The 12965-nt window shown below is 68.6% G+C and carries 14 protein-coding genes and 2 pseudogenes; 9 read left to right on the top strand and 7 right to left on the bottom strand.

What is annotated here, in order from left to right; genetic code table 11:
* Positions 1–12 precede the first annotated feature (12 nt).
* Positions 13–366 (top strand): DUF4180 domain-containing protein, encoded by a 354-nt coding sequence (locus tag ABT313_RS34755; protein WP_350862574.1) that lies wholly within the window; start codon positions 13–15, stop codon positions 364–366.
* On the opposite strand, the gene ABT313_RS34750 is transcribed toward ABT313_RS34755, so the two are convergent.
* From ABT313_RS34750 to thiE, 3 genes are read right to left on the bottom strand one after another with little or no spacing between them, the layout of a single operon-like run.
* Entirely contained in the window at positions 349–783 is a 435-nt protein-coding gene (locus tag ABT313_RS34750; RefSeq protein WP_350862572.1) for a barstar family protein, read from the bottom strand. The genes ABT313_RS34755 and ABT313_RS34750 overlap by 18 nt on opposite strands.
* Positions 780–1199, bottom strand: a complete 420-nt coding sequence (locus ABT313_RS34745) for a guanyl-specific ribonuclease (RefSeq protein ID WP_350862569.1) — start codon at positions 1197–1199, stop codon at positions 780–782. Before ABT313_RS34745 ends, ABT313_RS34750 begins: the two co-directional genes overlap by 4 nt.
* A complete protein-coding gene (gene thiE / locus ABT313_RS34740; RefSeq protein WP_350862566.1) occupies positions 1196–1834 on the bottom strand; it encodes a thiamine phosphate synthase in 639 nt (212 codons plus the stop codon). Before thiE ends, ABT313_RS34745 begins: the two co-directional genes overlap by 4 nt.
* A 43-nt stretch (positions 1835–1877) precedes the next feature.
* Between thiE and thiO the strand changes: the two genes are divergently transcribed.
* The 6 genes and pseudogenes from thiO (at position 1878) to ABT313_RS34710 (ending at position 8301) form a co-directional block, all read left to right on the top strand.
* A complete protein-coding gene (gene thiO / locus ABT313_RS34735) occupies positions 1878–3005 on the top strand; it encodes a glycine oxidase ThiO (RefSeq protein ID WP_350862563.1) in 1128 nt (375 codons plus the stop codon).
* A gap of 168 nt (positions 3006–3173) precedes the next feature.
* Entirely contained in the window at positions 3174–4130 is a 957-nt protein-coding gene (locus ABT313_RS34730) for a lytic transglycosylase domain-containing protein (protein ID WP_350862560.1), read from the top strand.
* Between the two features lie 84 nt (positions 4131–4214).
* A pseudogene (gene pknB / locus ABT313_RS34725) lies at positions 4215–5951 on the top strand (Stk1 family PASTA domain-containing Ser/Thr kinase); the annotation flags it as partial.
* Positions 5952–6164, top strand: coding sequence for a PASTA domain-containing protein (locus ABT313_RS34720; RefSeq protein WP_350863805.1), 213 nt, complete (start codon positions 5952–5954; stop codon positions 6162–6164).
* Between the two features lie 43 nt (positions 6165–6207).
* Complete coding sequence (locus ABT313_RS34715) at positions 6208–7089, top strand: DMT family transporter (protein WP_350862557.1); 882 nt, start codon at positions 6208–6210, stop codon at positions 7087–7089.
* Positions 7090–7098: 9 nt separating this feature from the next.
* Positions 7099–8301 (top strand): glycoside hydrolase family 15 protein, encoded by a 1203-nt coding sequence (locus ABT313_RS34710; RefSeq protein ID WP_350862554.1) that lies wholly within the window; start codon positions 7099–7101, stop codon positions 8299–8301.
* Here the strand turns inward: ABT313_RS34710 and ABT313_RS34705 are convergent.
* Positions 8298–9368: a glycoside hydrolase family 172 protein gene (locus ABT313_RS34705; RefSeq protein ID WP_350862551.1), complete on the bottom strand. Its 1071-nt coding sequence runs from the start codon at positions 9366–9368 to the stop codon at positions 8298–8300. The two genes, ABT313_RS34710 and ABT313_RS34705, sit on opposite strands and share 4 nt — an antisense overlap.
* 129 nt (positions 9369–9497) lie before the next feature.
* On the opposite strand from ABT313_RS34705, the pseudogene ABT313_RS34700 reads away from it, so the two are divergent.
* A pseudogene (locus tag ABT313_RS34700) lies at positions 9498–9674 on the top strand (SigE family RNA polymerase sigma factor); the annotation flags it as partial.
* A 172-nt stretch (positions 9675–9846) separates the two neighbouring features.
* Positions 9847–10914: a hypothetical protein gene (locus tag ABT313_RS34695; protein WP_350863837.1), complete on the top strand. Its 1068-nt coding sequence runs from the start codon at positions 9847–9849 to the stop codon at positions 10912–10914.
* A gap of 25 nt (positions 10915–10939) precedes the next feature.
* Here the strand turns inward: ABT313_RS34695 and ABT313_RS34690 are convergent, their stop codons facing one another.
* Genes ABT313_RS34690 through ABT313_RS34680 form a run of 3 tightly spaced genes read right to left on the bottom strand, consistent with a single transcriptional unit; the run spans position 10940 to position 12928 of the window.
* Entirely contained in the window at positions 10940–11464 is a 525-nt protein-coding gene (locus tag ABT313_RS34690) for a hypothetical protein (protein WP_350862549.1), read from the bottom strand.
* 55 nt (positions 11465–11519) lie between these two features.
* A complete protein-coding gene (locus tag ABT313_RS34685) occupies positions 11520–11792 on the bottom strand; it encodes a hypothetical protein (RefSeq protein WP_350862548.1) in 273 nt (90 codons plus the stop codon).
* Between the two features lie 14 nt (positions 11793–11806).
* The gene (locus ABT313_RS34680; RefSeq protein ID WP_350862546.1) at positions 11807–12928 is read right to left on the bottom strand and encodes a Gfo/Idh/MocA family protein; all 1122 of its coding nucleotides are present in this window, start codon (positions 12926–12928) and stop codon (positions 11807–11809) included.
* Between the last annotated feature and the right edge of the window lie 37 nt (positions 12929–12965).

The following is a 12965-nucleotide window of genomic DNA, read 5'->3' as shown; positions in this document are numbered from 1 at the left end:
ATTTTGAAGCATATGGTTGATCTTGCGGGCGTGCAGGTGTTCGTCAGTGACACGGCCGTCGCCACCGAGAGCGAGGCCGTGCAGCTCATCGTCGACGCGCACTACGCCCACCGGGCCGAGTGGATCGCGTTCACGCCGGAGCAGCTCGGCGACGAGTTCTTCGAACTGCGGACCGGGCGGGCCGGTGCGATCACCCAGAAGTTCGTGATGTACCAGATGGGCCTTGCCGTCGTCGGCGACATCTCGTCGCGGATCGCGGCGAGCAAGCCGCTGGCCGACTGGGTCCGGGAGAGCAACCGCGGCCGCAACCTCCTGTTCGTCGAAGATCTCGACGACCTGACCGAGCGGCTACAGGACCGGCAGTGAGCTCAACAGGTCCGGCGTTTCGGCGCCGGCCTCCTCATGGATGAGGATCCGGAGCTGACCGGAGTTGGTGGTGTCCTCGGCGAAGATCTGCAGGGCGACGTCGACAGTGTCGTGATCGTGCTCGAGCAGGTGCCGGAGACCGGTCCACAGCACGACCTCGGGCTCTCCGGTCGACCTGTCGCTGAGCGAGTCGGCCAAGGCGTCCCAGTTCCGGCCGAACCAGCGCGGCAGGTCGAATGCCGTCGCACACAGGTCCAGGAACCCTGCCTTGTCGTGGATCTCGCCGGTGTCGAGCAGGACGAATCCGAACCCGGCGGCAGCGGCGTCACGGCGTACCTGCTCGGCGGTGGCCGTCGACGGCCAGCGGTAGACGCCTGGACGGAGCCCGTCCGACAGCAGGGCGCGTAGATCGGTCATGAGGTTCCCCCGTCTTCCGCGATGCGGCGGAAGGACTTGTAGTGGTCGTCCGTGTAGTAACGCTCCTGAGCGTTACCGGTCACGATCCGGCGGGCACCACGGTCCTTCTCGCCCGGCGTCTTCACGGTGTACTCGTGGTAGTAGCCGCGGTCCTGCTTCGGGAGGATCTTCTCCAGGTTCCCGAACACCACACCGTCGCGGCTGTACGGGTACGGCCCGCCCTGGTCGATCAGCTTCAGCGTGTCCTGTGCCTCCTTCGGCAGATCGGCCACGGCGACAATCTTGAGACCGCTGTCGGGATCGACGTCGGTGGCGGACTTCGCGCTGCACCCGAACAGCGAGGCCGCCAGCGTGATCACCAGCATGGCGATCACCACGGCCGCGATGATCCTCGCGGCCTTCGGGTTGTTGATCACCGCAGCCTCCGAGTGAACTCGGCGGCCGCCTCCCCCGGGTCGTCCGCGTCGGTGATGGCGCGTACGACGACCACGCGCGTGGCACCCGCTTCCAGTACGTCGTCCAGCCGCTCCAGGTCGATCCCGCCGATCGCGAACCACGGCTTCGACTGCCGGCGACCCGCCGCGTACGACACCAGCTCCAGACCGGCGGCCTGACGGCCCGGCTTGGTCGGCGTCGCCCATGTCGGCCCGACACAGAAGTAGTCCGACCCCTGCTCGGCCACGGCGGCGTTCACCTGGCTGAAGGTGTGCGTCGACCGGCCGATGATCGGCCCCGGTCCCGTGATCGCGCGAGCGGCATGCACCGGCAGGTCCCGCTGCCCCAGATGCAGTACGTCGGCTCCCGCCGCGAAGGCGATGTCGGCGCGGTCGTTGACTGCCAGCAGCTTGCCGTGCCGCTTGCACGCGTCGGCGAACACCTCCAGCGCGGCCAGCTCGTCGGCAGCCTCCATCTCCTTCTGCCGGAGCTGCACGATGTCCACGCCGCCGGCCAGGGCAGCGTCGAGGAACTGCTCCAGGTCACCCTGTTTCTCGCGGGCATCCGTGCAGAGGTAGAGCCGGGCGTCGTCGAGCCGTTCGGTGTGGTCAGTCACACCCCAAAGCCTGCCATGTCTGTTCGGTCGTAGGCTCTGTGGCATGCCTGACGTGGTGGTGATCGGCGGCGGACTCATCGGTCTCGCGACGGCCTGGCGGCTTGCCACCGACGGTGTCCAGGTGGCGGTGTGCGACCCGACACCGGGCGCCCAGACCTCCAACGTCGCCGCCGGCATGCTCGCACCCGTCACCGAGGTCGAGTACGGCGAGGACGAGCTACTGGCGCTCAACCTGTCGTCGGTCAACGCGTGGCCCGCGTTCGCCGAGGAGCTGGAAGAGCTGACCGGACAGCCCGCCGGCCTGCACCGGACCGGCACACTGTCTGTCGCGTACGACGTGGACGACGCAGCGGCGCTTCGCAGGCTCGCCGACTACCAGCGACGGCTCGGGCTCGAGGTAGAGGAGCTGTCCGGCCGCGACGCCCGCCGCCGCGAACCACTGCTCGCCACAGGCGTTTCCGGTGGCGTCTGGGTCCCGGGTGACCACTCCGTCGACAACAGGCAAGCAGTAGCCACCCTCCTCCGCGCGATCGAGCTCTCCGGCGTCCAGCTGATCCGGCAGCGCGTCTCTCGCGTCCTAACCTCCGGTACGACGGCTATCGGCGTACTGCTGGAGAACGGCGACACCGTGCACGCGGGTCAGGTCATCGCTGCGGCCGGACCGTGGTCGTCGCAGCTGGACGGCGTGCCCGAGGAGCTTCGTCCACCGGTCCGACCGGTGAAGGGCGAGGTACTGCGGCTGCGGGTGCCCGAGGCGTATCGTCCCGCACTGCAGCACACCGTACGAGCAACTGCGCGCGGCTTCTCCGTCTACCTGGTCCCACGACCCGGCGGCGAGCTGGTCGTCGGCGCGACGACGAGCGAGCTCGGCTACGACACCCGAGTGCTGGCGGGTGGCGCGTTCGCGCTGCTGCGCGACGCCCGGACAGTCCTGCCCGTGATCGACGAGCTCGAACTGGTCGAGGCGATCGCCGGCCTTCGTCCCGCGACGCCGGACAACGCACCGATCCTCGGGCCGTCCGGTCTGGATCGGTTGCTTTGGGCAACCGGCCACTACCGGAACGGCGTGCTACTGACGCCGGTCACCGCGCACGTGCTGGCCGAGACCGTCCGCACCGGCACGCTGCCGGATCTGGCGAAACCCTTCCTGGCCAGCCGGTTCGGGCACTGACTCACAGTTGCCTGCAGCAACCGGAATGCTTGTGAACGACAACAATGTAGTTCAGCCTTGAATTGTAAACATTGCATTACAGGCGTAACACGTACCCCATGGCCCCCTGTTGTCACATCTGTACCAGCGCTTACGGTCAACAGGACGTCACACGGGGAGATGGTTGCCATGCACAAGGTCCTACGGGTGCTGAGCGGGCTCGCCGTGCCGGTCCTGACCGCGGCCGTGATCACCGCCGGCTCACCCGGCTTCGGCGCGTACAAGGTGAAGCAGGGCGACACCCTCAGCCACATCGCCGGCCGGTACGGCACGTCGGTGATGACGCTGGTCGCGCTGAACAAGCTGCCCGGCAACGGCAACGCGATCTACGCCGGCGAAGTTCTGAAGGTCCCCGCGAAGACCACCGGCTCCAAGGCGCAGCCGGCGAAGCGCTCCCAGCTCGGCCGGGTGACGTACGTCGTCAAGCGCGGCGACACCGTCTCGAAGATCGCGAAGCGGTTCAAGTGCTCCCAGGCCAACCTGCTCGCCGCGAACGGGCTGCGCTCCGGCGACCGCATCTACGCCGGCAAGCCGCTGCAGATCCCGGTGAAGCTGCACCCGAAGAAGCCTGCCAAGAAGGCGCGCACCGACAACACCTTCGCCGGCCGCACGTACGCCGACCACATCGTCGCGCAGGCCAACCGCAACCGGGCGATCCTGAAGCAGCGCAAGCTGCCGACCCGGACACAGATGCGGTCACTGATCGTAACGACAGCCAAGCGGTACGGCGTCGACCCTCAGCTCGCGCTCGCGGTGAGCTGGCAGGAGTCCGGCTGGAAGCAGCGCGTCGTCTCTCCCGCGAACGCGATCGGCGCGATGCAGGTCATCCCGTCGACCGGCAAGTTCGCCTCGAGCATCGTCGGCCGCAAACTGGACCTGCTCAGACCGCAGGACAACGTCACGGCCGGAGTCGTGCTGCTGAGCCGGCTGACCGGCGCCGCTCGCCTCGACCTCGCGGTCGCCGGGTACTACCAGGGCCTGGGCGGCGTGAAGAAGAACGGTGTGTACCCGGACACGAAGCTGTACGTCAAGAATGTGCTCCGGATCAAGGCTCAGCTCGAACGCGGGTGGGACCCCCTGCGGTGAGCCTGAGCCAGTCACGCTGAGGCGTTATCTACACTCTCTGAGCAGAACGTTTGGAGAGGCGGCTCACCGCAAGTGACGGACGACGTGGACACGCAGGTCAGCGACCGCCTCGTCGGGCGAGTGCTCGACGGCCGGTACCGCGTGGACGCGCGGGTCGCGAAGGGCGGTATGGCGACCGTCTACCGCGCCCTCGACACCCGGCTCGATCGCACCGTCGCGCTCAAGGTGATGCACGACGGGCTCGGTGACGACGCCCAGTTCGCCCGCCGGTTCGTCGCCGAGGCCCGGGCCGCCGCCCGCCTCTCGAACCCGAACGTGGTCGCGGTCTTCGACCAGGGTGACGACAACGGCACGCTGTTCCTGGCGATGGAGTACGTGCCCGGCCGCACGCTGCGTGACGTCATCCGTGAGCAGGCACCGCTGTCCCCCGCCCGCGCGCTCGACCTGCTCACGCCGGTCCTGTCGGCGCTGTCGGCCGCTCACGACGCAGGCATCGTGCACCGCGACATCAAGCCCGAGAACGTGCTGATCTCCGACAAGGGCGCGGTGAAGGTCGCTGACTTCGGCCTGGCCCGTGCAGTCAGCGCAAGCGGCAACACCGCCACCCAGGGGCTCCTGATGGGCACGGTGTCGTACTTGGCGCCCGAGCTGGTCACCGACGGCAGTGCGGACGCCCGCTCCGACGTGTACTCGGCCGGCATCCTCCTGTACGAGCTGCTCACCGGGAACAAGCCCCACTCCGGCGACACCCCGATCCAGGTCGCGTACGCGCACGTCCACGCCGACGTACCCGCTCCGTCGCTCGAGGTGCCGACCATCCCGCCGTACGTCGATGCGCTCGTGCAGCGTGCGACCGCTCGCGACCGGGACCTGCGGCCCACCGACGCGCGGGTGTTCAGCCGGCAGGTGCACCGCGTACGCAGTGCGCTCGAGGAAGGGCTGCCGGACGACCCGGAGCTGACCGGCGACCTGACCGTGCCGATCCAGCAGATCCGGCAGGACAGCGGGTACGACGACGGCTACACGCGCGGAGAGGCACCGCTGGAGTCGCTGCAGAGCGAACCGCTCCGCCACGACACCATCGTCGTACCGGTGGACCGTGGCCGCCCGACTGGAGCACCTGCCAAGCCGGCGCCACCAGCACAGCAGCGAAAGAGCCGCGGCCCGATCGCACTGATCGTGATCCTGGCCGCAGCGATCGCCATCGGCACCTCAGCCTGGTACTACGGCATCCACCGCTACACCTCCACACCCAACCTGGTGAGCATGGCGCCCGCTGCCGCCGAGGCGGAAGCCGAGAAATCCGGCCTGCACACCAGCCTGGACAACCAGGACTACTCCGAGGACGTGCCGCAGGGAGAGGTCATGCGGACCGACCCAGCCGCGGGCGACCGGATCCGGAAGAACGGCGATATCGGTCTCACCGTTTCGAAGGGGCCTGAGCGCTACCGGGTGCCGCAACTCGTCGGTCTGCAGCTGGACGCCGCGCAGCAGGCGCTGTCCCCGATCAAGCTGATCACCGGGCAGATCAGCGAGCAGTACAGCGAGACCGTGCCGCAGGGCCGGGTGATGGCGATCAGCCCGCGGTTCAACACCGTCGTCAAGCCGGGCACAGCGATCAACTTCGCGGTCAGCAAGGGCAAACGGCCGATCACCGTGCCCGACTGGACCGGCAAGTCCTACCGCGACGCGAGCAAGGCACTCCGCAAGCTCGGCTTCACCGTCGGCCGCACGACGCAGTACGACGAGAAGGTCGCCGAGGGCAACGTGATCAGCCAGACCCCGAACAGCGGCACGTTGTTCGCCAAGGACAAGGTCACGATGGTGGTCTCGCTCGGCCCGCCACTGGTCGACGTACCGGACGTCAAGCGCAAGAGCACCGCGGACGCGCAGAAGATCCTCACCGACGCAGGCTTCAAGGTCACGGTGCAGAAGGCGCCGTTCAACCTCGGGCTGAACATCGTCGCCGCGCAGAGCCCCGGCGCCGGCAAGAAGGCGCAACCGGGAAGCACCGTCACCATCACCGTGCTCTAGCTCGTTTTGCCTTCTACGGAAGGCGTCTGATGAGATGTGCGGCGTGAACCACCCGCGGATCGCCGTCCTTGCCCTGCTCGCGGTCGCGGCGGCGTGGGGGTCGACGTTCTTCCTGACCAAGGACCTGCTCACCAGGATGGACGTCGCCGACTACCTGGCGTTGCGATTCCTGATCGCCTCGGTCGCGCTGGTGCTGATCCATCCGCCGGCGATCTCGAAACTGAGCCGCCTGGACCGCGGGCGGGCCGTTGCCCTCGGCATCACCTACGGCATCGCCCAGCTCGTGCAGACCGAGGGCCTGCGGCACACCTCGGCGAGCGTTTCCGGCTTCGTCACGGGCATGTACGTCGTCTTCACCCCGCTGCTCGGAGCGGTCATCCTGCGCCACAAGATCGGGCGCTGGGCCTGGTTCGCCGTGATCCTCGCCACGGTCGGCCTCGGCGTACTGTCCCTGCGCGGGTTCACGCTGGGTACCGGCGAGCTGCTGACGCTGGCCTCGGCCGGGCTCTACGCGCTGCACATCATCGGGCTGGGCGCATGGTCGACCCCGAAGAACGCGTTCGGGCTGTCGACGCTGCAGATGATCGTGATCACGTGCGTCTGCGGGATCGGGGCGCTCCCCGGCGGGTTCTCGGTGCCGAGCTCGGGCCGCGACTGGGTCGCGGTGGTCTACATGGCGCTGGTCGCCGGAGCGCTCGCGCTGATCGTGCAGACCTGGGCGCAGGCACACCTGACTCCCACGCGGGCCGCGATTGCGATGACAATGGAGCCAGTGTTCGCCTCGACGTTCGCAGTACTGTTCGGCTCCGACAGCCTGACGTGGCGGATGCTGGTCGGTGGAGCGTTGGTGGTGTCGGCGATGTACCTGGTCGAGCTGGCGCCGCGGCGGAAGTTCGAGGCGGAAGTGCAGCACCTGGCGCAATAGGAGGCGACGATGCGGGACGGCAGCCGGCACCGCTGGTTCCCGTACGCCGTCATTGCCCTGCTGCTCGCGATCCTCGCCGCGGGCACGACCAGCAACCTGATCCGCAACCCGCAGCCCCGTCTCGTCGCCGACGGCATCCCCGGCCGGACTGCCACGCACGCCGACTCGGCCCTCGTCAGCGGGAAGTACGACGACCTGGTGCAGCACGCCCTGGCCGATCTCGACGGTCTCACGCTCCCGAACGGCGCCACGCTGGCCGGCTGGAACGGCCCGTGGCGGTACGTCTGGCCGCGCGACGCGTCGTTCGTCGCCGTCGCCCGGTGCGCGATCGGCCAGTACGACGCGGCACTCGACGTACTGGCGTTCCTGGACCGGGTGCGGCCGTCGGCCGGTCGATGGCAAGCGCGGTACACCGAGACCGGCGGTCGGGTCGACGACGGCCGGGCTCCGCAGCTGGACGGGTCCGGGTGGGTGCTGTGGGCGACCTGGTTCTGCCGGGCGGGCGACAGGTACTGGGAGATGGTCCGGGAGTCGGCCGACCAGATCGTCGCCGAGCTCGCGCCGGACGGACTGCCCGCCCCGTCGTCGGACTACTGGGAGCGGCGCGAGAAGGAGCTGACTCTGGGCACGGTCGCGCCGCTGCTGACCGGGCTGCGGTCGGCGGTCCGGATCGCCACCGACCAGCACCACCCAGCCGAGGCGACCCGCTGGCAGGCCGCGTTCCAAACGTTGTCAGCGGCAACCGATCGGGTCTTCGGACCGGACTATCCGCGCACGCCGGCGGCGGCGACGAGCTTCGTCGAGCCCGGTGTCGAACCGATCGGCATCGGCGGCGGGGCGGACGCGATCGTGACGGTCCTCGGTCCGCCGTTCGCCCCGGAGCGTTCCGTCGTCTCGACCGCGATCGACCGGGCCCACGCCGTACTCACCCAGCCCAACGGCGGCGTGACGCCCGGCGAGGACTGGCGCGCCGACGGAGTTTCCTGGACCCCGCAGACCGCGTTGTTCGCGCTGAGCGCAGCAGCGCGCGGGGACAAGGCTACGGCGAACGCTCTGCTGTCCTGGCTCGACCAGCACCGGACCAGCACCGGTGCCCTGCCGGAAAAGGTGAACCGGGACCTGCAGCCGGCCGGCGAGGCACCACTCGCGTGGACCGCCGCCCTCGTCGTCCTCGCCGACACTGCGCTGCAGAACCCGCTTCCGGTGCCCTAGCAGATCTCCATCACGTCGTGGGTCGGCGCGTCCGGTCGCGTCGTACTCGTCTTGCCGGAGTAGAAGAACGCGGTCGAGGCGATGTCGTCCTGGAGCGGCAGGTAGCGGCCGCCGGAGCGCCAGCCGAGGGCCTGTACGTCGACCCGCAGCTTCTCCTTGAAGCGGATCGGGTCTGGCAGGTGGAAGCGGTACATGCCGAAGCGTTGCTGGCTCTGGTACTGCCCGTCCGGGCGGATCACCTGCGGCATACCGAGGTACGGCGTACTGAACTCGGTGTAGCCGCCCAGATGAGGTACGTCGAAGTTCCAGGCGCCGCCGAAGTAGTCCTCGGTACCTGTGCCGCAGATGGTCGGGAACTCGTCGTCACCGTCCAGGTAGAACTTCACCTCGCCCTCACCCCACCAGCCGGTGCTGTTGACGCCCCAGGCCAGGTAGGTGCCGACGTAGTGCCCGGGACCCTCCACGCCGTCCAGCAGGGTGTGGACCGTCTTCGACTCGAGCGGATTGCTCCGCCGCCACTGCGCATGCAGGTACGCCGACTTGTCGGGTACCGCGCCGAGCCAGTAGTCCACCTGGAAGTACACGACCACCGTCTCGTCGTGTGTGTTCTCCAGCGTGAACGTGGCGTGCTCCTGGAACGGCATCTCCCAGTAGCAGTTGAAACCGCCGTTCGGGTTCACCGCGACCGGCAGCGAGCTGACCTGCGCGAACTTGCCCCAGCCGGAGCAGAAGAAGTCGCCGACCGGCGTCTCGATCGCCGGTGCGGTGTCGCCGTCCCAGTAGCCGCGCAGCACCAACCGCCGCCAGTGGTCGACATGCGTGGTGAGCCAGATGTGGGTGACACAGCCGGAGCCGGCGATATCCGCCAGGGTCGCGGTCTCCCCCGGCCCGATCTCGATCGACGGCGAGACCTTCCACCCCTGCCCGAGATCCCGGGCCGCACGCGCGCCGGTCCCCTCGGTCCGCCGCCCGCCCTGACCGGGCTCGCCGGTCGGGTTCTCCGCACTGATGGACCGCGACTCGACCTCGGCGAGCGCACTGATACCGGTCAGATTCCCAAGAGTCATACCCGCGACCCTAGCGGTCATCGACGGTCTGAGAAATCGATTGCCCGCGACTCGGACTCAGCAGATCCGGCCGTACTGTCGCTTGTACTGGTGTAGGCCGGTCTGCCGCCGCTGTTGCGGTTCGCGACCGTGCTGTGCGGTACGCCGTACCTGGCCGAGGACGTCGTACAGGACGTCGCGATCAAGGCCCAGCGCACCTGGGACCGGATCGGCGGTCTGGACCACCCCGGAGGCGCATCTGATCGGCGACTGGCCAAGCTCCCGCGGCGGCAACGGGCCGTACTGGTCCTGCGGTACTACGGCGGCCTGACCGACAACGAGATCGCCGAAACCATGGGCTGCTCGCCAGGCCGACACGGCGCCGCATCCGGGCGAGATCCGGCAAGCGCTCCAGCTGGGCGGCCGGCGTGCCGCACACCGCCGTACTGCGTTCGTCGTCGCCACCGCGGTAGCCACTGCGACTGCTGCGGTCGCCGCTGTGCTCGCACCGCACCTGCTGCAGTCCCGCACCGGGCCGGCGGACCAGACCAAGACGTCGGCGTGGTCCCAGTGGGCGGGCCTGACGCTGCCCAAGAACATCTACGCGTCCGTTCAGGTGTACGGCGCGAACCGGCAGGACGCCGAGCTGCAGTTGCTGACCGGCAATCCGTGGCCGACGTACTGCCAGCTCCAGGTGCATCGCAACGGCGACTTCGACCCGGGGCGGATCCCTGCCGGCAGTCAGCGGCTCCCCGCCGGCCGGATCGTCACCTCGACCAAGAAGAAGCCGTTCCCGCCCGCTCCGCTCGGCTACCGGTTCCCGCTGTCCGGTGACACGTACAAGACTCTTGTCTGGCAGCCGGCCGAAGGCCTGTGGGGACTGATCACCTGCGAGGCGCAGCGTCAGCTCGGCACCCGCGCCATCCCGCAGCTCGACGGCCCGTTCGATCCGGATGTCGCGGTGGCGCTCCAGGTCGCGGAGGCGATGACGACAGGTCCGGCCAAGCTCGGATCGCCGTTCGTCGCGAACGGACTGCCGGACGGCCTGACCGCGCGCCGGATCACCTACTCGCCGGCGAAGGGCAACGTCGAAGGGTCCGGTGAGGAGTTCGCGGCGACGTTCAGCGACGGCGACCCGACGACCGGGTACGTCAGGCCGGCGTCGCGGGACTGCAGCCAGTCGTTCCGGCCCGGGACGGCTCCCAAGGCTTGCACGCTGCCGGGCAACGGGGCCTTCGTACGGCAGCTCGGCGACGACCTCGAGATCAGCTACTCGACCGGCAAGTTCTGGAACCAGTACAGCCGCTTCATGAAACCCGTTGCGATCATCCACGGGATGAAGGCGTACTACGTGTACGGCAACGGCATCGCGGCGGCCAACGACAAGAACCAGATCCCGCCGCGCGACGCCGTACGACTAGAAGGCAACGGAGTCGCCGTCACGATCCAGAGCCTGTCCCCGAACCCGTCAATGGCCGAACTCCGCACGATCGCCGAGAAGCTCCAACTAACCACCTCCCCGAACACCCCCACCAACTGGTTCGACGCAGCAACCTCGATCCCCTGAACTGGCTCGCCGTGCATAGCAGATCTCAGCAGGGGCGGACCTTGGCGGTGGTGCCGGTGAAGGAGAGGCAGGCCCAGGGGCGGCCCTGGTCGCGCTTGGCGCGGACGATGACGGGGAAAGCGTCCGCGCCGTGGACCTGGGGGCTCTTCTCGGTGACGAACGAGCCGATGGCGCCGCCGCGGGCCCCGGCCGCCGCCTTCACGTCGGCGACGGTGACGCTGCTGCTCGATTTCTTCTCGGCCGCGGTCTTGGCGTCGGTCGCGACCTGCAGCGCGAACTTGATCTCCGGCGGCTTCGACCACGTCGTCTGCGACCACGGGATGATCAGGCCGAACATCGCCAGCCCGATCGCCGTGATGATCTGCCGCAGCCTCCGGCTCTGATCGGTCAGCAGCAGGGCCGCGCAGCAGATCGCGAGGAAGACGGTGAGCCCGCGCAGGATCCAGTGCCGGTCGAGCCGGCTGTCCACGGCGAGTCCGGCCCCGACGGCGATCACCAGGCAGAGCACGGCCGCACCGAGCGCCCGGGCCCGTGGAGACAGAGATTGCATGCCGCAGACGATAGACGCTCGCGCCCGGACGGCATCATCGGGTTTGCTGCGAGGGTCAGGACGGCGGGCCGAGCTGCGTTTCAAGCTTGGCCGGCCAGTCCTCGTGGGCGAGTTCACCGCACATGAGGACATCCCGCCAGTCAGTTCTCGCCAGCTCCAGCGACCCGCGGAGCCGGGTCAGGTCACCTCGCGCGCAGAAGACGATCGCGGCCTGGATGCGCTCCGAATCGCTCGCCTCGGACACCAGTCGTGCGATCTCCTCGGCGCTTCCTGGCTCAGTGAAGTCGGACTGGATCCGTCGCCGAAGCCGCGGTGATACGTCCGCCATGCGATCAGGCTATGTCAGAAGGTGGTGGTGAGTTCCTGGGTCTGGCCGGTTGCGGCGGCGCGGTAGGCGGATTCGATGATGTCGATGACGTGTCTGGCGTGCTCGGCGGTGACGATGGACGGCGTGTCGTCGCGGACCCAGTCCACCAGCTGCATGACGTCCTCGTACACGTGCTGCTCCTCGATGTCGCGGTGCGCGCCCGTGACATGCGGGAGGAGTGCCTGGTTGCCCGGGCCGCGCGGGGCGAGCTCGGCAGCATCGCGGTTGGGGAAGTCGAACGGTTCGCCGTTGAGGAGCAGGCCGTCGATCGTTCCGGCCGTGCCGTAGTACGCGCCGCCGAAGCCGCCGCGGATCGGGCCTGCGGCGGTGCCGGTCGCGACGCAGTACACGTTGTCGCCGAAATCGATCAGCACGACGGTGTTGTCGTCGGCATCGGTCTGTACGTCGACACCCCCGCTGGAGCGGACCGGGATGCGTACGCCGGACATCGCGGTCACGCGCTTCGCCGGACCGAGGATGCCGGTGACGGTGTGCAGCGCGTAGACCGTCATGTCGTACATCGGGCCGCCGCCGGGCTTGCGGAAGTACCACGACGGGTCGATGTTGCTGAGTACGTCGGCGCCGCCGCGGACGGACTCGTTCTCGTGGTACGTGCCGAACGACGCGCCGCAGCTCACCCACGACAGCGTGCCGATCGCGCCCTCGGCGATCAGCTCGCGCGTGCGGATGTGGTGCGGGCGCAGCATCTCCCCCGGCGAGGCAACGATCCGCAGTTCGTTTGCGGCGGCGAGCTCGATCAACTCGGTGGCCTCGGCAACCGTGATCGTCATCGTCTTGTTGAAGTGCACATGCTTGCCGGCCTGCAAGGCCATCTTCCCCTGCTCGTAGTGCAACCCGATCGGCGAAGCAATCGTCACCGCGTCGACATCACCCCGGGCCAGCAGCTCTTCGTACTCCGTGAAGCCCCGCTCCACTCCAAATCTTGCCGCCGCAGCCTCCGCACGCCCTGGGACCGGGTCACACACGGCAGCGAGCGTCACCCGGCCCGCCAGATCCGGCTGCCCCAGGTGCGGCAGGATTCCCCGCACCGAGATGCTGCCCGCCCCGACCACACCCATCCGCACCGAGTCCGCCATACGAGCAATCCTATGAATGAAAGCCGTCCGGCGCGCT

The sequence above is a fragment of the Kribbella sp. NPDC000426 genome (genome assembly GCF_040300265.1).
Taxonomy (GTDB): domain Bacteria; phylum Actinomycetota; class Actinomycetes; order Propionibacteriales; family Kribbellaceae; genus Kribbella.
Note: the sequence above shows the minus strand (reverse complement) of the source record. Positions and strands in the feature narration are given on the sequence as shown.

Coding starts and splice junctions, on each gene's coding strand:
- ABT313_RS34755 (WP_350862574.1), top strand. CDS start 13: ATGGTTGATCTTGCGGGCGTGCAGGTGTTCGTCAGTGACACGGCCGTC.
- ABT313_RS34710 (WP_350862554.1), top strand. CDS start 7,099: ATGCGGGACGGCAGCCGGCACCGCTGGTTCCCGTACGCCGTCATTGCC.
- ABT313_RS34680 (WP_350862546.1), bottom strand. CDS start 12,928: ATGGCGGACTCGGTGCGGATGGGTGTGGTCGGGGCGGGCAGCATCTCG.
- ABT313_RS34690 (WP_350862549.1), bottom strand. CDS start 11,464: ATGCAATCTCTGTCTCCACGGGCCCGGGCGCTCGGTGCGGCCGTGCTC.
- ABT313_RS34685 (WP_350862548.1), bottom strand. CDS start 11,792: ATGGCGGACGTATCACCGCGGCTTCGGCGACGGATCCAGTCCGACTTC.
- ABT313_RS34750 (WP_350862572.1), bottom strand. CDS start 783: ATGACCGATCTACGCGCCCTGCTGTCGGACGGGCTCCGTCCAGGCGTC.
- thiO (WP_350862563.1), top strand. CDS start 1,878: ATGCCTGACGTGGTGGTGATCGGCGGCGGACTCATCGGTCTCGCGACG.
- ABT313_RS34730 (WP_350862560.1), top strand. CDS start 3,174: ATGCACAAGGTCCTACGGGTGCTGAGCGGGCTCGCCGTGCCGGTCCTG.
- ABT313_RS34720 (WP_350863805.1), top strand. CDS start 5,952: ATGGTGGTCTCGCTCGGCCCGCCACTGGTCGACGTACCGGACGTCAAG.
- ABT313_RS34705 (WP_350862551.1), bottom strand. CDS start 9,368: ATGACTCTTGGGAATCTGACCGGTATCAGTGCGCTCGCCGAGGTCGAG.